The organism is Hoeflea sp. YIM 152468 (genome assembly GCF_029210485.1).
Classification (GTDB): Bacteria; Pseudomonadota; Alphaproteobacteria; order Rhizobiales; family Rhizobiaceae; genus Hoeflea.
In genome coordinates, this window is sequence record NZ_JARGET010000011.1 from 183,760 (window position 1) to 200,922 (window position 17,163).

The following is a 17,163-nucleotide window of genomic DNA, read 5'->3' on the forward strand; positions in this document are numbered from 1 at the left end:
TCTCTGGTTCTGGCTCTTGTGCGCATTCCTTATCGGTACGCTGGTGGGATGGAAGACATGCGGTCGCAAGCGCGCCTGAGGGCCGGTTCCGCGGGGTTGGAGGGAAAGAAATGATCATGTTTTATGTGCAGGCATTCATTTTCATCGCTGTGGCATTCGGATTGGGATGCCTGTTCGGGTGCCGGTTGAAAAGCCGGAAGGAGCGGACTCGCCATTCAGGTGCCGCTTCCGCCATAACGCATGCGGGTGCAGCGCGCACTGCGACCGCTTCTGAACTGGCTGCTCCGATTCCGCATTATGAGCCTGCGACGTCGCCACAGCCTGCATCCATCCAGACGAGCGATCGGGAAGCCGAAACCAAAGCACCTGATGTGACCGGTGCCTCGGAGGCCGGCGCGACTGCGGAGCCAGCCAAAAAGGCAACCAAGGCCAAGTCGACCGGTTCTGTTGGCAAAAAAACCTCGGCTGGCACGATTTCGACACCGGCGGTCGCGTCGAAACCGGCTGACTCGAAGCCGCACCGGGCAAAGGCCGCAGTGACAGCGGCTTCAAAGTCCAAAATCGGGACACCTGCCTCCGGTGAGGTTGCGACCGCGAAGCCAGCGGCTGCAAGGGCGCCGAAAGCCAAGCCAGCGGCTGCCGTCACGCGGGACAATCTCAAGCAGATCAAGGGTGTCGGCCCGCAGATCGAGGCCAAGCTGAATGCCGCCGGGATTACCAGCTTTGCCCAGATCGCGGCCTGGTCGAAAAAGCAGCAGGCGGAATTTGCCGAGCAGCTTTCCTTCAGCGGCCGGATCGAGCGGGAAGATTGGGTCAGCCAGGCCAAAATCCTGGCCAAGGGTGGGTCGACGGACTTCGCCACGCGCGTTGCCAAGGGAAAGGTGGAAAGTTCGCCCGCCCGCAAACCAAGGCCTGAGGCCAAGGCCTAGGCCCTGCGCCGCCGCCACCATAGGTGCGCGACGCCACCGTCAATTGGTGTTCAGTGACGCCGTTGCTTGTCTACGGATGCGAAAAACTTGCCGAGGATTTCGGGAATTCCCGACAAATGCAGGATCGGGGCGTGACCTTGGCCGGCAACCGTGACGGTTTGCAGCGAAGCCACGCGATTCTTCATCTCAATCAGGGTGTTGGACGAAAGCAAAGTCGAATGTTCGCCGCGCAACGCCAGCAATGACATGCCGCCAAGTCCTTCGAATTGCGGCCACAATGTCGGCAGCGGTGTATTCAGATCCACGCTCTTGAGGCCGTCCAGCAAGGCCGGATCGTAATCCGGAACCAGCTTTCCGTCCTTCTCAACATAAATGGCTCGGGCGAAGTCCGCCCAATCCCCATCGGTCAGAGCCGGAAAGCTCCTGGAATGCGCATCGGCGAGAATCCTTGCCGCCGCAGCCCAGTCTTTGGGTTTGGGTGTGCGCGAGAGATACGCCTTGATCTGGGCCAGGCCTGCGCCTTCGATAACGGGACCGATATCGTTGAGCACGCCTGCCGCCATCACCGCCGGCCGCATGGCTGCAAGAATATGCATGATCAGTCCGCCACGCGAGGTTCCTATAAAGATGGCATGCTGCAACCCAAGGGCTGCCATGCCACTCAGCACATCGCCGGCTTCCACAACAATGGAGTAGTTCGAGGGCGTCTTGTCCCAGGCAGACAGACCCCGGCCGCGATAATCGAAGCTGACGACGCGCCTGGGCGTTTTCGGCTCCTGGGACAGACGCAGCGCAAGATCGTGAAAATCGCGGGTGTTGCGGGTCAAGCCAGGCAGACAGACCACAGCCAGCCGGCCTCGGGTGGCAGGGTCATGGCGGCCGTAATCCGCAGCATGCAAGCGCAGTCCATCGCTGGCCGAGAAGAAGATGTCCTCGTGTGATTTGCCGGTCCCGGTCTCATCCGTGCCGGTTTTCCCGGCCGCATCAGCCTTTGCGTCCGCCATGGTCAGTTCCTGTTCATCCGGTTTTGATGACCAAGCCTATACCCCATTTTGTGTGCAGTGCGACAGGTTTCATCGGCGGCCAAATCTGAGATCGTTTTCGATGCTGACTGACTGGCCCAGGCGCGCTTTGTAGATCTGGTAATTCTCCATAATGCGCTGAACATAATGGCGGGTTTCGGTAAAGGGGATCATCTCGACCCAGTCGATCACTTCGTCCAACGGCAAGCCGCGCGGATCCCCGAATCGCTCGATCCATTGCGTCACCCGGCGCGGTCCGGCGTTGTAGGCAATGAAGGTCAGAATATAGGACCCGCCGAACTGGCGGATCTGTTCTGCGAGAAAATGGGCGCCGAGTGTGGCGTTGTATCCGGCATCCGTCGTCAGCCGTTCCTTGGAATAGGGCAGGCCGTGGCGTGCGGCGACGGCTCTGGCCGTTCCGGGCAGGAGTTGCAACAGCCCGCGGGCATTGGCCGGCGAGACCGCGGCCTTGTTGAAAGTGCTCTCCTGGCGGGCAATGGAATAGGCGAGGGCCTTGCCTGATCCAGCGATGTTGGCGTTCTGAGGAACGGCACCGAGCGGATAGGCCAATGCGGCCACGTCAACGCCGCGGTTCCAGGCCGTCTTGCCGATTTGCAGGGAAAGATGGTGATCACCGCGCTTTTCCGCCATCGTGGCAAGAATGGCCAGTTCGCCCGGACTGTCGAGTTCCGCGGCCAGTCCCCGATAAAGCCTGTCGGCGCGCCATCCGGCGCCCGCCTGCTCGAGGATGCCGATCGCCTGCACTGCCTCGCGATTTGCAAACCGGGTGCGGTCTTTCGCCGAAGGGGACGGATAGGTGATGGCGAGCGATTTCCGCTCCAGTTTGGCGCTGGCGAGTTGTCCGTAAAAGGTCGAGGGATAGTGTGCAGCCCGGGCATAATGCTCGGCAGGCGTCCCGCCGGTTCCCGCTTCCGCTGCGCGCCCCAGCCAATAATGCGCCCGGGCTTTGGAAATATGACCGGTTGCGACCTTCAGGATGGCTGCGAAATGCACGGCTGCGGTCTTGCTGTCCTTGAGCCCTCTGAGTGCGTACCAGCCGGCGTGGAATTCTGCTTCGGCAAATTCTTCCGGGCTTTGGGCCAGGTGAGCTGCCGCCAGGCGGTAGGCGCCCTTGATGTCACCGTCTTCATAGAGACCGCGGCTGACCACGCGGGCCTCGACCCACCATTCGTCCGGGTCAATCAGGGCAGTGATGTCGCGTGGCATCCTGTGCAGCAATGCGGCTGCTTCCTTGTTGCGCTCGAGTTCGCGCAATTGGCGCACGCGCAGATAGAGATAGGACGGCCTGTCGTGCCAGGACGGATCGACGGCCGCGATGGCGCTGGAGGCTTTCGCCGGACTGCGGATGACTGCTGCCCAGGCCCGGTAAAGGGATTGGGCCTCGGCTTTCCCCGTCAGGAGCTTGGCATCATTGATATGATCGCGGTACAGCAACATCTCCATCCGGTGCAGATGATCAGCTTTGTCCAGCAGGCTGTCGAACTCTTTGCTGAAAATGCCGGCATCCCGATTGTCCATGATGGCACTGCGCCAAAAGCCGGACGCAATCTCGCGTGCGCGCCCGGTCTTGCCGGTCGCCATCAATGCCCTGATCAAGATGATCGCCCCCTTGGCCGTTTCCGGGGGCGTGCTGCCAAACGCCGCGACAACTTTTGCTGCCGGCGGGTCCTCGAAGAACAGGGCGCGTTCCCACAAATGTTGCAGCGATGCGAGCCCGGGCCATCCATTCAGCGTCTTCGCCGTTTCGGTGATCTCCGCAGAGGGCACACCTTCCATGCCTGACAGAGCAATCGACCAGCTCAGGATGCGGTGATCGAGCGATTGGGCCGGCATTGCGTCACGAATCGACCGGGCCAGCCCGGCGTCCCCGCGGCCAAGGGCGTCCAATCCGGAATTGAGCAGTTGTCTTGCCGGGAGTGAGGCGCCGGATTGTGTTCTGGCAACCGGTGCTGCGGGGGTGCTGAGGTCGGGTCGAGGGGCGGGTAGGGGAATTTTGCCGTCGGGCATCGGTGCCGCAGCCGAGATGGTGGTCAGCATCGGTAAAATCACAAACAACGCTGCATTAACGGTTTTTGACATCATGGCCTTCCGGGCGAGCTGGAATCGGCGTCTGCTTGCAGTTGCGTCCTATCGCCAGTTCTAAGATCGATACCCCTTTGCCCTGTTAAAACACAGCGCCGTCAAGCATGGCTTAACAAAGGCTTATCAACTTCACTCAACTACAATATTCTGACCAAATTGCGGGCAATCGGGGGCTGGTGACACCGAATGAAGGCTGGAGGCTGTTTCCGCCGGCCAAAAAAGGACACTCTATGAGCGGAAGGCTTTTCCGTTGCGTCAATTTCCTGTATCGCCTGCGGTACAGGTATGTAACTGCGCCAATAGGCGTTGACCGGCAGTTTTGGAGATCATCATGTTCAAGGGTTCCTTTCCGGCCCTCATTACCCCTTTTACCGAGAATGGCGAGGTGGACGAGGATGGCTTTGCGAGACATGTCGAGCGGATGATCAAAGCCGGTAGCAGCGGGCTTGTGCCCGTCGGGACCACCGGAGAATCGCCAACACTCTCCCACGCCGAACACAACCGGGTGGTGGAACTGTGCGTGGAGGTTAGCGCAGGCCGTGTGCCGGTGATAGCGGGCGCGGGGTCCAACAGCACCGCAGAATCGATCGAGCTTGCGGTCCACGCCGAGCAGGCGGGTGCAGATGCCGTGCTGGTGGTGACGCCTTATTACAACAAGCCGACGCAGAAGGGGCTTTATCAGCACTTCAAGGCTGTCGCCGAAGCGATCAAGTTGCCAATCATCATTTACAACATCCCACCGCGCTCGGTTGTGGACATGTCGGTGGAAACAATGGCGGCGCTCAACCGTGATTTCCCCAATATCATCGGCGTCAAGGATGCCACGGGCAACCTTGCCCGGGTGCCGGAGCAGCGAATGGCCTGCGGCAAGGATTTCATACAGCTTTCGGGCGAAGATCCAACCGCACTCGGCTACAATGCCCATGGCGGTGTTGGCTGCATCTCGGTCACCGCCAATGTCGCACCCAAGCAATGTGCCGAGTTTCAGGAGGCGACGTTGCGGGGCGACTACGCCACCGCGCTGGAGATGCTCGACGCATTGATGCCGCTGCACAAGGCGATATTTGCGGAACCAGGCGTGGCGGGAACGAAATATTGCCTGGCCAGGATGGGCCTGATCAAGAATGTCGTCCGCTCGCCGTTGACCACGGTTGATCCGAACACGGCGGCCTTGCTTGACGCTGCGCTTGTCCACGCGGGCGTGATGGCCTGATCATGGCTCCGAAAAAAGAAGACAAATCGCAGTATGGCAAGGTCGTTGCCGAGAACCGCAAGGCGCGGTTCAACTATGAAATTGTCGAAACCTTCGAAACAGGCCTGGTGCTGACTGGCACTGAGGTGAAGTCACTTCGCGACGGCAAGGCGAATATTGCGGATTCCTACGCCAATGAAGAGGGCGGGGAGATGTGGCTGATCAATTCCTACGTGCCCGAATACCTGCAGGCCAATCAGTTCAATCATGAGCCCCGGCGGCGGCGCAAGATTCTGGTGAAGGCACGGGAAATCGGACGCCTGGGCCAGGCCGTGCAACGTGACGGTATGACATTGGTGCCGCTCAAGATCTACTTTAACGACAAGGGCATTGCAAAACTGCAACTGGCGCTGGCGAAGGGCAAGAAACTCCACGACAAGCGCGAGACCCAGAAAGAGCGGGACTGGAACAGACAGAAATCACGCCTGCTGCGCGACCGAGGTTAGCAGCCCGGTTGCAGATCCGCCGCTATGCGGAGGGGCTGCGCGCAGAGGTGCTTGGGTGCAAGCGGCAACCTCAAAGCCGACATTTTCCCTCCGCCAACTGGTCGAAGCCAGACGGACCGGCAGGTCAGATGGCGAGGGTTGGGCACGTACGGCGGCGACAGACCCTGATTGCACAGCCAAGAAGATTGCAGTGGGATGGGGAGTGCAGAGGAACACGCTTGCTCCTCGCCGCACGCCACGCAACCGGCGTCAATCGTCGAACTCGTCTTCGTCATCGTCTGCCGGACTGAAAGTCCGCTGCGGTCGTTCGGAGGGGTCGCGGCCAATTTCGGATTTCAGGCTGGTCAATTCGATGAAGTAGTCTGCCTGGCGGCGCAGATCATCAGCGATCATCGGCGGCTGGGACGAGAGCGACGAGACCACGGTCACCTTGCGCCCCTTGCGCTGCAGCGCCTCGACCAGCGAGGTGAAATCGCCATCGCCCGAAAAGATCACAAGATGGTCGACCACATCGGATTGTTCCATGGCGTCGATGGCCAGTTCGATGTCCATGTTGCCCTTGACCTTGCGGCGGCCCATGGAATCGGTGAATTCCTTTGCAGGCTTGGTTACTACTTTATAGCCATTGTAATCAAGCCAATCTATCAGCGGGCGGATTGAAGAATATTCCTGATCTTCAATCAAGGCAGTGTAATAATAGGCTCGGAGCAAATAGCCGCGCGATTGAAAAGCCTTCAACAACTTACGGTAGTCAATATCGAAATTCAGGCTTTTGGATGCGGCATAAAGATTGGCCCCGTCTATGAATAGAGCGATTTTTTCTCTTGGATCAAACACTTAGGCTATCCTTTTCATGGAGCCGTTGTTAATGAATTAAGGTAGAACGCAGTTTGTATCTGGAAATATAGCTCAGTTTAGAGCGTATACATAACCTTAAGGGGTCCGTTATCCTACTGCTTCCGACTCAAATTCTCGTGATTGGACACCACTTGCTTGCTTCGTCCCTGTTTTCAAGGGGCCGGGCAATGCTGATTGTGCATAGCTGCTAACCATTTGACGCAGTTTCGGCGGAAGATGGGGCAAGGCGGGGCATCAAACCGGGCGTTTGACGTAAAAGACTTGAAATAACCACAGAATGTGTTTATCGCAGGGGCTACTCCCCCCATAGCAGTTTGAAAAGGACAGGCAATGGCCCGCGTCACAGTCGAAGATTGCATCGACAAGGTTGATAACCGTTTTGAACTGGTTCTGCTCGCCAGCCATCGCGCACGCCAGATTTCGCAAGGTGCTTCGATCACGATCCCTCGCGACAACGATAAAAATCCGGTCGTCGCGTTGAGAGAAATTGCAGACGAGACGCTGTCTCCAGGCGACTTGAAGGAAGACCTCATCCACTCGCTGCAGAAGCATGTCGAAGTGGACGAGCCGGAGCCCGATCCGGAGCATTACATTCAGGCAGGCAGCGCTGCGGAAGAGGCGGTGGTTGAGGATGATCAACCGGAAGCTGCGTCCTTTGGTTCAATGTCGGAAGAAGAATTGCTTGCCGGTATTGAAGGGCTTGTGCCGCCGGAAAAAAGCGACGACTATTAAGTCTCTGGTGGGTGCCTGCTGATTTGTTTTAACCGGCAGGCGTCACCGGGAGACCGATAGACAACTGATGCTAGTTCATGCGCCGGTCGTTCGATTCGGCGCATTTTCTTGTTCTGGAGTGCCATTTCCATGATCCGACAGTACGAGCTCGTTGAGCGCGTGCAGAAATACAAACCGGACGTCAACGAAGCCCTGCTCAACAAGGCTTACGTTTACGCGATGCAGAAGCATGGCAAACAGACACGTGCCAGCGGCGACCCCTATATTTCGCATCCGCTTGAGGTGGCGGGGATCCTGGCTGAAATGCGGCTTACCGAATCGACCATTGCGGTCGCGCTGTTGCATGACACGATCGAAGACACCTCGGCGACGCGGGCGGAGATCGATGAACTGTTCGGCGAGGATATCGGTCGGCTGGTTGAGGGGCTGACCAAGATCAAGAAACTTGATCTTGTGTCCAAGCGGGCCAAGCAGGCGGAAAATCTGCGCAAATTGCTGCTGGCGATTTCCGACGATGTGCGGGTGCTGCTGGTCAAGCTGGCGGATCGCTTGCACAACATGCGGACGCTGGAACATGTGCCGGCCGAAAAACGTGCCCGGATTGCCACGGAAACCATGGAAATCTATGCCCCGCTGGCAGGGCGCATGGGTATGCAGGGGATGCGCGAAGAGCTCGAAGAGCTGGCGTTCAAGACCATCAACGGCGAAGCCTATGATACGATTTCCGGCAAGCTGGCGGAGCTTTCCACGGCAAACCGTGATCTGATCCATACCATCGAGGACGAGCTGTCGGCGTTGTTCAGGCAGGAGGGGCTGGAGGCCAAGGTCAAGGGTCGGCAGAAGAAAGCCTATTCGATATTCCGCAAGATGGAATCCAAATCTCTGTCATTCGAACAGCTCTCCGACGTCTTCGGCTTTCGCATCATCGTCAACACCGAGGCCGATTGTTATCGGGCGCTGGGAATCGTGCACATGCGCTGGTCGGTGGTGCCGGGCCGCTTCAAGGATTATATTTCCACACCGAAGCAAAATGACTATCGCTCGATCCACACAACCATTGTCGGCCCGTCGCGGCAGCGTGTCGAGCTGCAGGTCAGGACCGGCCAGATGCATGAAATCGCCGAGCACGGTGTCGCTGCCCATGCGCTCTACAAGGATGCCGGGTCGAGTGGTGAATCGGTCGCGTTGTCGAAGGATTCGCGGGCCTATTCCTGGCTGCGGCAAACCATTGAGGCGCTGTCGATTGGCGACAACCCGGAAGATTTCCTCGAGCACACCAAGCTGGAACTGTTTCAGGACCAGGTGTTCTGCTTCACCCCGAAAGGCCAGCTGATAGCGTTGCCACGCGGGGCAACACCAATCGATTTTGCCTATGCGGTGCATACCGACGTGGGCGACACCTGCGTTGGCGCCAAGATCAACGGCCGGATCATGCCGCTGGTGACGCGGCTCACCAATGGCGATGAGGTCGAGATTCTGCGGTCCGGCGTCCAGGTGCCGCCGCCGGCCTGGGAAGAGATCGTGGTGACCGGCAAAGCGCGGGCAGCGATTCGCCGGGCCACGAAGACCGCAGTGCGCAAGCAATATTCCGGCCTCGGGATGAGAATCCTGGAGCGAACCTTCAATCGCGCCGGAAAACCGCTGTCGCGAGACGGGCTCAAACCGATCATGCACCGGCTTGGCTACAAGGATGTCGAAGACCTGCTTGCCGCCGTCGGCCGCGGCGAGGTCAGCTCCGAAGACGTGTTTCGCGCGGTCTATCCCAACCATCAGGAAACACGCGTGTCGCCGGCCAAGCCGGCCGATGAAGGCTGGTTCAATCTGCGCAGCGCCGCCGGGCTGATCTTCAAGTTGCCGGGGCTCGGAAAATCGCAGAAATCGAGCAGGGCATCGCGTCTGATCGGACCGAGTCCGGACATGGATGCCATGCCGATCCGTGGCATGGATGACAATTCGGTGGTCCGGTTCGGACCCGGCGGTGCGGTTCCTGGAGACCGGATCGTCGGCATTCTGGAGAAGGGGGCAGGCATCACAGTCTATCCGATCCAGTCGCCGGAACTGACCAAATTCGATGACGAGCCAAACCGCTGGATCGATATCCGCTGGGACATTGATGAGAACAACAAGAACCGTTTTCCGGCGCAGATCCTGGTGACTGCGATCAACGCGCCTGGAACTCTCGCCGAGGTGGCGCAGGTTATCGCAACCAGCGACACGAATATCCAGAGCCTGTCCATGGTGCGCGTCGCGGCCGATTTTACCGAAATGCAGTTCGACCTGCAGGTGTGGGATCTCAAACACCTCATTCAGCTGGTGACCGAGTTGAAGCGACTTGATCCCGTTTCCACGGTAGAACGGGTGTACCAATAGCGGCCGGAATCCGGTTGCCGGACGGGAAGCTGAAGAAGCCGACGCATCCGCAATGTTTTCGCCATTTCAAGGCATGCGTCTTTACCAAGTCTTCGCTGTTGTCGGGCAAACTGGAGACCACACATGCATGGTCATGCTGGCCCGCACAATTTTTGCCGGGCTGACTTAGAGCTGACACAAACGGAGCGATATACGGACATCAAATGTTGTTTCGTCGCCGCAGACCAGAGGGATTTTGGGACCGGATGCGCACTGCGCTCTGGCCGCGGAGATCGTTTGGCCGTTCTTTCCAGTATTTCCTCAAGCGAGTGCTGCGACTGACGGCGACGCCGCATGCAATCGCCGCTGGCGTCGCGGCCGGGGTTTTTGCCTCCTGGACACCGCTTTTGGGGTTTCACTTCCTTCTGGCGTTCGCACTTGCCTATGTGCTGGCCGGCAACATGGCAGCTGCGGCGATCGGAACCGGTTTTGGCAATCCCCTGTCGTTTCCCTTCATCTGGGCGCTGACGATCAAGCTGGGCAATATGCTGATTGGTGTCGAGACCGGGGCTCATCAAAAGCAGGTCAATCTGGAAGCCTTGCTCAGGCACCTCGATATCAAGCAATTGTGGGATCCCGTGCTCAAGCCGATGCTGATCGGGGCAATTCCCCCAGGCCTGGTCAGCGGAATCACATTTTATATTTTGACCTACTGGACGGTTCGCGCATTCCAGTTGCGGCGAAAATCTGCCCTTGCGATGCGGGCCAAGGCCAGGCTCAAGGAAATGGCGGCGGCCCGGAGCGAACGGGTTGCCGACAGGACACCGCGCACATGATCCTCGGAATTGGCAGCGATCTTATCGACATCAGACGAATCGAGAAAACGCTCGAGCGCCACGGCGAGCGCTTTACCCATCGTTGTTTCACTGCCGTCGAGCGCGCCCGGTCGGATCGCAGGGCCCAGCGTGCGGCCTCCTACGCCAAGCGCTTTGCCGCCAAGGAAGCCTGCTCGAAGGCGCTCGGCACGGGGCTGTCAAACGGCGTGTTCTGGCGGGACATGGGGGTTGTCAACCTGCCGGGCGGCAAGCCGACCTTCAAACTGACCGGCGGTGCGGCCGAGCGGTTGGCGGGGATGACGCCGGATGGCATGGTCTGCGTTGTTCACCTGACCATAACCGATGATTACCCTTTGGCGCAGGCATTTGTGATCATCGAGGCACTGCCGCAGACTTGAGACCGATTCGGTGCGGCGAACCCGCCGGAATCCGGTTTGGCCGAGGGAAACCGTGGGGCAGAATGCCGGACACGGGTTAGTGGTGTTGCCGGAACCGATACAAAGGGCTAGAGAAAGCGCTTCCGCGCCACACCTGAGGAATTCAACGCGTGTCAGATACAAAAAAAGACCACTCCGGCGGACTATGGGAAAACGTCAAGGTTCTCGTCCAGGCGCTGCTGCTTGCGGTGATCATTCGTACCCTGTTTTTCCAGCCGTTCAGCATCCCGTCGGGATCGATGATGGAGACATTGCTGGTTGGCGATTATCTGTTCGTTTCGAAATATTCCTACGGCTACACCAAATACTCGTTGCCGTTTTCGCCGGACCTGTTTTCAGGACGGATCTGGAGCAGCGAGCCGGAGCGGGGCGACGTGGCTGTTTTTCGGCTGCCGAGCAACACCAAGATCGACTATATCAAGCGGGTTATCGGCCTTCCTGGCGACCGCATCCAGGTCTCCGACGGCGTGCTCTACATCAATGGTGAAGCCGTCAAGCGCGAACGCGAAGGCAGCTACAAGCCCGAGGGCCGGTACAATCAGGGGGCCGATGTTCCTGTCTACCGGGAAACCTTGCCCAACGGTGTCTCCTACACCACCCTCGATCTCACCCTCAATTCACCCGGCGACAACACCCGGGAGTTCGTGGTGCCCGAAGGCCACTACTTCATGATGGGCGACAACCGCGACAACTCGCAGGACAGCCGCTTTGAAGTCGGTTACGTGCCGCTGGAAAACTTCATCGGCAGGGCAACCATCATCTTCTTCTCGATCGGGGAAGACGCATCGCCGCTTGAAATCTGGAAATGGCCGTCGGATCTCCGGCTGAGCCGGTTCTTCAAATCAGCACAGCGATGAAGCGCGCCGCCAGAAAAACCTCCGAGATCATGAAGCGGGTGCAGGAGCGCATCGGGCATCAATTTTCCAATGTGGAGCGATTGGAGCGGGCCTTGACCCATTCCAGTATCCGCAACCCGGTCGGTGGCAACTACGAACGGCTGGAGTTTCTCGGCGACCGCGTGCTCGGCCTGTGCGTGGCCGAGTTGCTGTTTAATCATTTTCACGAGGCCAGCGAAGGCGAAATGTCAGTGCGTCTCAATCAACTTGTGAGTGCGCAGACATGCGGCGAAGTGGCCGACGGGCTGGGGCTGCACGAATTCATCCGCACCGGTGCGGATGTCAAGCGGGTGGCTGACCAGCGCATGGTCAACGTCCGCGCCGACGTGGTGGAATCGCTGATTGCCGCAATCTATCTCGATGCCGGGCTGGAAGCGGCCAGATCGTTCATTCACAAGCACTGGAAGACACGTGCCTTTGCCAATGACGCTGCGCGACGGGATGCCAAGACAGAATTGCAGGAATGGGCCCATGCGCGCTATGGTGTGACACCGGCCTATCGCGTAACCGACCGTTCCGGCCCCGATCACGAACCGGTGTTCAAAGTGGTCGTGCAGGTTGACGGATCCGAACCCGCCAGTGGTGAAAGCCGGTCCAAGCGTGCAGCCGAACAGGCCGCAGCGACGGCTCTCCTCGAACGTGAGGGCGTATGGCAGCCCAGCGCAGGACAAGATGATGACTGAGACACCCGACAGACCTGACGCCGATGCTACGCCGGCCGAACCGCAGACCCCGACGCGTTCGGGTTTCGTGGCTCTGATCGGCGCGCCCAATGCGGGCAAGTCGACGCTGGTCAACCAGCTGGTTGGCGCCAAGGTGTCGATCGTCTCGCACAAGGTGCAGACGACACGCGCGATCGTGCGCGGTATCGCCATTCACCACCGCACCCAGATTGTGTTCATCGATACGCCCGGCATTTTCACGCCCAAACGGCGGCTTGACCGGGCGATGGTGACAACCGCCTGGGGCGGCGCCAAGGATGGCGATCTGGTGCTGGTGCTGATCGACGCCGAACGCGGCATCAAGGGCGATGCGGAAGCGCTGCTGGATTCGCTTGCCACCCGGCATGGAAGCAAGATCCTGGTGATCAACAAGATCGACCAGGTCAAGCGCGATACCCTGCTGGCCCTGACTGCGGCCTGCCATGCCAAGGCCGAGTTTTCCGAGACCTTCATGATCTCGGCGCTCAACGGCTCGGGCTGCAAGGACCTGATGGATTACCTGGCCAGAACCCTGCCGGAAGGCCCCTGGTATTATCCCGAGGACCAGATTTCGGATTTGCCGATGCGGCAGCTGGCGGCAGAGATCACCCGTGAGAAACTCTATCTCCGCCTGCATCAGGAATTGCCCTATGCCTCGCATGTCGAGACGGAGCGCTGGGAAGAGAAGAAGGATGGCTCGGTTCGCATCGAGCAGGTCATCTATGTCGAGCGCGACAGCCAGAAGAAGATCGTGCTGGGCCACAAGGGCGAGACCATCAAGGCCATCGGCCAGGCGTCACGCATGGAAATCGCCGACATTCTTGAACAGAAGGTGCATCTGTTCCTGTTCGTCAAGGTTCGCGGCAACTGGGGCAATGATCCCGAGCGCTACCGCGAAATCGGACTTGAATTTCCCGACTGAGCGGTCAGAGTCAGCGGATGGAATGGCGCGATGAAGGAATCATACTGGGCCTGAGGAAACACGGCGAGACATCGGTTATTGCCGAGGTCATGACCAAGGCGCACGGCCGTCATCTCGGCATCGTCCGTGGCGGTCGCTCCAAGCGGCTGCAGCCGGTGCTGCAACCTGGCAATTCGCTTGATCTGGTCTGGCGCGCCCGGCTGGATGAGCATCTGGGGCAGTTTCAGGTCGAGTTGCTTGATGCCCGCGCCGGACGCTTGATGGAAAGTGCCATTGGCGTGCATGGGGTTCAGGCGATGGCGGCGCTGTTGCGGCTCTTGCCCGAACGCGATTCCCACGCCAGGCTGCATGACGCCTTCGCGGTCATTCTCGACAGTCTCGACACGCCTGAGCAAGCTGGCGCACTCTACGTCCGGTTCGAGCTCGCGGTGCTCGAGGATCTCGGTTTCGGGCTGGACCTGACAGCGTGCGCCGCCACCGGCGTCCGCTCCGGACTGATCTATGTGTCTCCGAAATCCGGACGTGCGGTGTCGGCGGAAGCTGGCGCGCCCTGGGCGGAGAAGCTGCTGGCGCTGCCGGCGTTCCTGCCTGACCGGGAGCAGGCCTGCGTGGATGCGGTGATGCTGGCCCAGGCCTTCAAACTGTCAGGCTATTTTCTCGGGCGGCATGTGTTTGAGCCGCGCGGTGTCGAGCCGCCGATCAGCCGCGAAAGTTTCTGTACTGCCGCCTTGCGGGCACTTCGGCAATCAGCCCCTGTCGCCAATTCCTGTCAGGAACCCGGATCATGACTGAAGAAACCAATCACCGCGCCACCGGCCAGTTCACCGGTGTTGTCCCGCTGGATCTGGTTGCCAGGGAAGGGGGGCTTTCGGTGATGCAGGGCATTCTCGACGGTCGCCTGCCGGGGGCGGCGATGGCCAAGACGCTGAATTTCTGGCTGACGGCGGTGGAGGAAGGGCGGATCGTGTTTTCCGGCACACCGACGGCGGATCACCTCAATCCTCTCGGCACCATTCATGGTGGATGGGCGGCAACGATCATGGATTCGGCTCTCGCCTGCGCGGTGATGACACTGCTTGCCCCCGGCGAGGGCTACACAACGGTGGAGTTCAAGCTCAACCTGACCCGCCCGATCATGCCGGATAGGGGAGAGTTGGCCTGTGAAGGACGCGTGGTCCACCGCGGCAAGACAATCGCCACCTCGGAGGCCTATCTGCGTGACGGGGCGGGCAAGTTGCTGGCGCACGGTACCGAGACTTGTGCCATTTTTCCGATTGGCAACCTGAAGCGCTGATCAGGCTAGCCCCTGCGTCAGCCAAGCAAGACCGTTCGAAACCGCGGCCCTATTCGGCCGCTACCGGCACCGGAACCTTGCGTTCGACAGCCCTTTCCTTGATCGGCCAATGCACGATGGCGGCGAACAGACCCAGAGCCACACCCAGCCACCAGACCGGATTGTAGGAGCCGAAAACATCATAGAGATAGCCGCCGAGCCAGACGCCAAGAAACGATCCGACCTGGTGGGAGAAGAAGACAAGGCCGCCGAGCATGCCGAGGTGGCGGGTGCCGAACATGATTGCCACCAGCGCGTTTGTCGGCGGCACGGTCGACAGCCACAACAGGCCCATGACAATGGCGAAGATCACCACTGACATGCCGGTCTGCGGCAACAGCAGGAAGGCAGTGACGGCGATCGAGCGGCTGACATAGATCCAGACCAGCGCCAACGGCTTGGAATAGTGCTGGCCGATATAGCCCGAGGCGAGCGAGCCGATGATGTTGAAAAAGCCAATGAGCGCCAGTGCCAGCACGGCAAACGAGCTGTCGATGCCGATGTCGCGCAAATAGGCCGGGAAATGCGCGGTGATGAAGGCCACCTGGAAGCCGCACACGAAAAACCCGGTCACCAGCAGCACGTAGCTCTTGTGAGCCAGCGCTTCACGCAGGGCTTCGCCGATTGACTGCTTGTAGTGGACGGCCTGCTGCGAACCGGAGTTGGAGTTGCCGCGCAGCGGTATGGCCAGAAACGGGACAATGAACATCATCGCCGCCATCCAGACCAGCGCTTCCTGCCAGCCATAGGCGTCAATCAAGCCCTGACTGAGCGGTGCGAAAACGAACATGCCGGCCGACCCGGCTGCGGTGCCGATGCCAAACGCCATGGAGCGGCGTTCAGGCGCGACATTGCGGGCAAATGCCGCCAGCACGATGCCGAACGAGGCCGCCGCGATGCCGAGACCGGTCAGCACACCGCCGCCGATGTAGAACCAGCCCTCGGTCGGCGCCACCGACATGATGAACAGGCCGCCGGCATAAAGCAGCGAGGACAGCGCCAGAACCTTCCAGGTGCCGTATTTGTCGGCAATGGCGCCGAAGATCGGTTGTCCCAATCCCCAGAACAGGTTCTGGATCGCCATCGCCAGACCGAAGGTGGTGCGGTCCCAGCCGGTGTCGGCGAGCATCGGCAACTGGAAAAACCCCATCGCCGAGCGCGGCCCGAACGACAGCAGCGCTATCAGGCAGCCGGCGATGATGATCAGCCACGGAAGCGGCGCAGGGGCTGCTGTGGGAGGGGTTTCGGACATGGAAAACTCCTGAAGTGTTCGGCGACATTAGGGATTTCCGCCCATCAGACAAGTGCATTTGTTTGAACCGATCAATCAACACAATTGATGTCTGCCCGTCGGGACCTGTGCTTTGCGGGCGGCCTCCTTCATCGGTCTGGGCGTGTCGTTGATGGGGATCGGCCGGTTCTATCAGCGGGTGCTGCTGCGCACCGGCAACCGGCCCGACACGAGTGCTTGAGCCAGGCCTTGGTTGACAGCTGGCCTGACGGCAGGAATGCTGTCAGCGGGGTGGCAACAGCCGGAGGCTAAGGGATGAAACAGGGACTTCTCGCGGGATTGATCGGGTTGGCGCTGGCTTTGGGCTCGTTGACCAGTGCCGGTGCAGACACTTTTGATCCTGATCGCGCCAGCTTTGATCCCGAAAGCAAGTTCGTCATCACGCCTTTCGGTGCCATCATCGGCGATCCGGCCCAGCTGACCGATCTGGCAAGCGGCCGTACCGGCTTTACCCATTGCTCCGCCTTTCCCGACAAGAACCGCGGCCTGCTGCTGATGGCGTCGATCGTCATCCCGGCGCAGGACGGGGCGGAAGGCGGCGGTCACGGAATGATGATGCAGGTCGATCAGGCACGCGCGTTCATTGCCTATCTGCGCAAGGGCCCGGAGTGGGCCACGGTGGCGCGCGAGAACAAGGTTGGGCTGTTTTCCAAACCGATCGGAGACGTGATCGGTACGGAAGGTGAGGCGGAGCACCTGTCGGTCAGGTTCGTCTCCGATGAGCAAAGCAACGGCTCGGTGCGGATCGAGCATGTCTTGGGCGGTGTGACCAAGGCTTTCGGGTTTGGCATCAACCCGGCCCTGAAATATGCCGCGCAGGCGGAATTCGTGCTGGAAAAAGCGCTTGCCGAAATGCCGGACTCAGCGCCTGCAGAAGATGCGGACAAGAGCAAGCTGTTTGAGTGAACTGTGTTTCGGGCACCGGCATTACCGAGGCCTGATCTGCTTGCAATCGGAAAAACAAAGTTTTATGTGGTGTTCTCAGGGGCATCACCGGTTTCTTGTTGAGACCGTTATGCTCACATTGAGCATAACTGGATTTACGGGAGGGTTGCC

The 17,163-nt window shown here is 59.7% G+C and carries 17 protein-coding genes; 13 read left to right on the forward strand and 4 right to left on the reverse strand.

Annotated elements, in window-relative coordinates; translation table 11 throughout:
* Window positions 1-110 precede the first annotated feature (110 nt).
* Window positions 111-929, forward strand: coding sequence for a hypothetical protein (locus PZ897_RS06010; protein WP_275750801.1), 819 nt, complete (start codon window positions 111-113; stop codon window positions 927-929).
* A 50-nt stretch (window positions 930-979) separates the two neighbouring features.
* Here the strand turns inward: PZ897_RS06010 and PZ897_RS06015 are convergent, their stop codons facing one another.
* Both PZ897_RS06015 and PZ897_RS06020 read right to left on the reverse strand, forming a co-directional pair.
* Complete coding sequence (locus PZ897_RS06015) at window positions 980-1,933, reverse strand: alpha/beta hydrolase (protein ID WP_275750802.1); 954 nt, start codon at window positions 1,931-1,933, stop codon at window positions 980-982.
* A 69-nt stretch (window positions 1,934-2,002) separates the two neighbouring features.
* The gene (locus tag PZ897_RS06020; RefSeq protein WP_275750804.1) at window positions 2,003-4,009 is read right to left on the reverse strand and encodes a lytic transglycosylase domain-containing protein; all 2,007 of its coding nucleotides are present in this window, start codon (window positions 4,007-4,009) and stop codon (window positions 2,003-2,005) included.
* Window positions 4,010-4,385: 376 nt separating this feature from the next.
* Between PZ897_RS06020 and dapA the strand changes: the two genes are divergently transcribed.
* Window positions 4,386-5,267, forward strand: coding sequence for a 4-hydroxy-tetrahydrodipicolinate synthase (gene dapA, locus PZ897_RS06025; protein ID WP_275750805.1), 882 nt, complete (start codon window positions 4,386-4,388; stop codon window positions 5,265-5,267).
* Between the two features lie 2 nt (window positions 5,268-5,269).
* Complete coding sequence (gene smpB / locus PZ897_RS06030; protein ID WP_275750807.1) at window positions 5,270-5,752, forward strand: SsrA-binding protein SmpB; 483 nt, start codon at window positions 5,270-5,272, stop codon at window positions 5,750-5,752.
* Window positions 5,753-6,001: 249 nt separating this feature from the next.
* Here smpB and PZ897_RS06035 read toward each other — a convergent pair whose 3' ends face one another.
* Window positions 6,002-6,589, reverse strand: coding sequence for an NYN domain-containing protein (locus PZ897_RS06035; protein ID WP_275750809.1), 588 nt, complete (start codon window positions 6,587-6,589; stop codon window positions 6,002-6,004).
* Between the two features lie 351 nt (window positions 6,590-6,940).
* Between PZ897_RS06035 and rpoZ the strand changes: the two genes are divergently transcribed.
* The 9 genes from rpoZ (at window position 6,941) to PZ897_RS06080 (ending at window position 14,777) form a co-directional block, all read left to right on the forward strand.
* Window positions 6,941-7,342: a DNA-directed RNA polymerase subunit omega gene (gene rpoZ, locus PZ897_RS06040; protein ID WP_275750810.1), complete on the forward strand. Its 402-nt coding sequence runs from the start codon at window positions 6,941-6,943 to the stop codon at window positions 7,340-7,342.
* Between the two features lie 129 nt (window positions 7,343-7,471).
* Entirely contained in the window at window positions 7,472-9,712 is a 2,241-nt protein-coding gene (locus tag PZ897_RS06045) for a bifunctional (p)ppGpp synthetase/guanosine-3',5'-bis(diphosphate) 3'-pyrophosphohydrolase (protein WP_275750812.1), read from the forward strand.
* Window positions 9,713-9,915: 203 nt separating this feature from the next.
* On the forward strand, window positions 9,916-10,527 hold the full coding sequence (locus PZ897_RS06050) for a DUF2062 domain-containing protein (RefSeq protein WP_275750814.1): 612 nt from the start codon (window positions 9,916-9,918) through the stop codon (window positions 10,525-10,527).
* On the forward strand, window positions 10,524-10,925 hold the full coding sequence (acpS, locus tag PZ897_RS06055) for a holo-ACP synthase (protein ID WP_275750816.1): 402 nt from the start codon (window positions 10,524-10,526) through the stop codon (window positions 10,923-10,925). The genes PZ897_RS06050 and acpS overlap by 4 nt, the downstream gene beginning before the upstream one ends.
* Before the next feature lie 149 nt (window positions 10,926-11,074).
* The gene (lepB, locus tag PZ897_RS06060; protein WP_275750818.1) at window positions 11,075-11,821 is read left to right on the forward strand and encodes a signal peptidase I; all 747 of its coding nucleotides are present in this window, start codon (window positions 11,075-11,077) and stop codon (window positions 11,819-11,821) included.
* Window positions 11,818-12,543, forward strand: coding sequence for a ribonuclease III (gene rnc, locus PZ897_RS06065; RefSeq protein WP_275751028.1), 726 nt, complete (start codon window positions 11,818-11,820; stop codon window positions 12,541-12,543). Before lepB ends, rnc begins: the two co-directional genes overlap by 4 nt.
* Complete coding sequence (gene era / locus PZ897_RS06070; protein ID WP_275750819.1) at window positions 12,536-13,483, forward strand: GTPase Era; 948 nt, start codon at window positions 12,536-12,538, stop codon at window positions 13,481-13,483. The genes rnc and era overlap by 8 nt, the downstream gene beginning before the upstream one ends.
* Before the next feature lie 17 nt (window positions 13,484-13,500).
* Window positions 13,501-14,271, forward strand: coding sequence for a DNA repair protein RecO (gene recO, locus PZ897_RS06075; protein ID WP_275750821.1), 771 nt, complete (start codon window positions 13,501-13,503; stop codon window positions 14,269-14,271).
* Window positions 14,268-14,777, forward strand: coding sequence for a PaaI family thioesterase (locus tag PZ897_RS06080; protein ID WP_275750823.1), 510 nt, complete (start codon window positions 14,268-14,270; stop codon window positions 14,775-14,777). The genes recO and PZ897_RS06080 overlap by 4 nt, the downstream gene beginning before the upstream one ends.
* A 49-nt stretch (window positions 14,778-14,826) precedes the next feature.
* On the opposite strand, the gene PZ897_RS06085 is transcribed toward PZ897_RS06080, so the two are convergent.
* Window positions 14,827-16,068, reverse strand: coding sequence for an MFS transporter (locus tag PZ897_RS06085; RefSeq protein WP_275750825.1), 1,242 nt, complete (start codon window positions 16,066-16,068; stop codon window positions 14,827-14,829).
* Between the two features lie 294 nt (window positions 16,069-16,362).
* Here PZ897_RS06085 and PZ897_RS06090 point away from each other — a divergent pair, with 294 nt between their 5' ends.
* Window positions 16,363-17,013 carry a hypothetical protein gene (locus PZ897_RS06090; RefSeq protein ID WP_275750826.1) on the forward strand — a complete coding sequence of 217 codons (651 nt, stop codon included), beginning with the start codon at window positions 16,363-16,365 and terminating at the stop codon, window positions 17,011-17,013.
* The last annotated feature ends 150 nt before the right edge of the window (window positions 17,014-17,163 follow it).

What these genes read in the sequence shown, in the direction of transcription:
- PZ897_RS06010 (WP_275750801.1), top strand. Translation starts at nt 111, where the DNA reads ATGATCATGTTTTATGTGCAGGCATTCATTTTCATCGCTGTGGCATTC.
- PZ897_RS06015 (WP_275750802.1), bottom strand. Translation starts at nt 1,933, where the DNA reads ATGGCGGACGCAAAGGCTGATGCGGCCGGGAAAACCGGCACGGATGAG.
- PZ897_RS06020 (WP_275750804.1), bottom strand. Translation starts at nt 4,009, where the DNA reads ATGCTGACCACCATCTCGGCTGCGGCACCGATGCCCGACGGCAAAATT.
- dapA (WP_275750805.1), top strand. Translation starts at nt 4,386, where the DNA reads ATGTTCAAGGGTTCCTTTCCGGCCCTCATTACCCCTTTTACCGAGAAT.
- smpB (WP_275750807.1), top strand. Translation starts at nt 5,270, where the DNA reads ATGGCTCCGAAAAAAGAAGACAAATCGCAGTATGGCAAGGTCGTTGCC.
- rpoZ (WP_275750810.1), top strand. Translation starts at nt 6,941, where the DNA reads ATGGCCCGCGTCACAGTCGAAGATTGCATCGACAAGGTTGATAACCGT.
- PZ897_RS06045 (WP_275750812.1), top strand. Translation starts at nt 7,472, where the DNA reads ATGATCCGACAGTACGAGCTCGTTGAGCGCGTGCAGAAATACAAACCG.
- PZ897_RS06050 (WP_275750814.1), top strand. Translation starts at nt 9,916, where the DNA reads ATGTTGTTTCGTCGCCGCAGACCAGAGGGATTTTGGGACCGGATGCGC.
- acpS (WP_275750816.1), top strand. Translation starts at nt 10,524, where the DNA reads ATGATCCTCGGAATTGGCAGCGATCTTATCGACATCAGACGAATCGAG.
- rnc (WP_275751028.1), top strand. Translation starts at nt 11,818, where the DNA reads ATGAAGCGCGCCGCCAGAAAAACCTCCGAGATCATGAAGCGGGTGCAG.
- era (WP_275750819.1), top strand. Translation starts at nt 12,536, where the DNA reads ATGACTGAGACACCCGACAGACCTGACGCCGATGCTACGCCGGCCGAA.
- recO (WP_275750821.1), top strand. Translation starts at nt 13,501, where the DNA reads ATGGAATGGCGCGATGAAGGAATCATACTGGGCCTGAGGAAACACGGC.
- PZ897_RS06080 (WP_275750823.1), top strand. Translation starts at nt 14,268, where the DNA reads ATGACTGAAGAAACCAATCACCGCGCCACCGGCCAGTTCACCGGTGTT.
- PZ897_RS06085 (WP_275750825.1), bottom strand. Translation starts at nt 16,068, where the DNA reads ATGTCCGAAACCCCTCCCACAGCAGCCCCTGCGCCGCTTCCGTGGCTG.
- PZ897_RS06090 (WP_275750826.1), top strand. Translation starts at nt 16,363, where the DNA reads ATGAAACAGGGACTTCTCGCGGGATTGATCGGGTTGGCGCTGGCTTTG.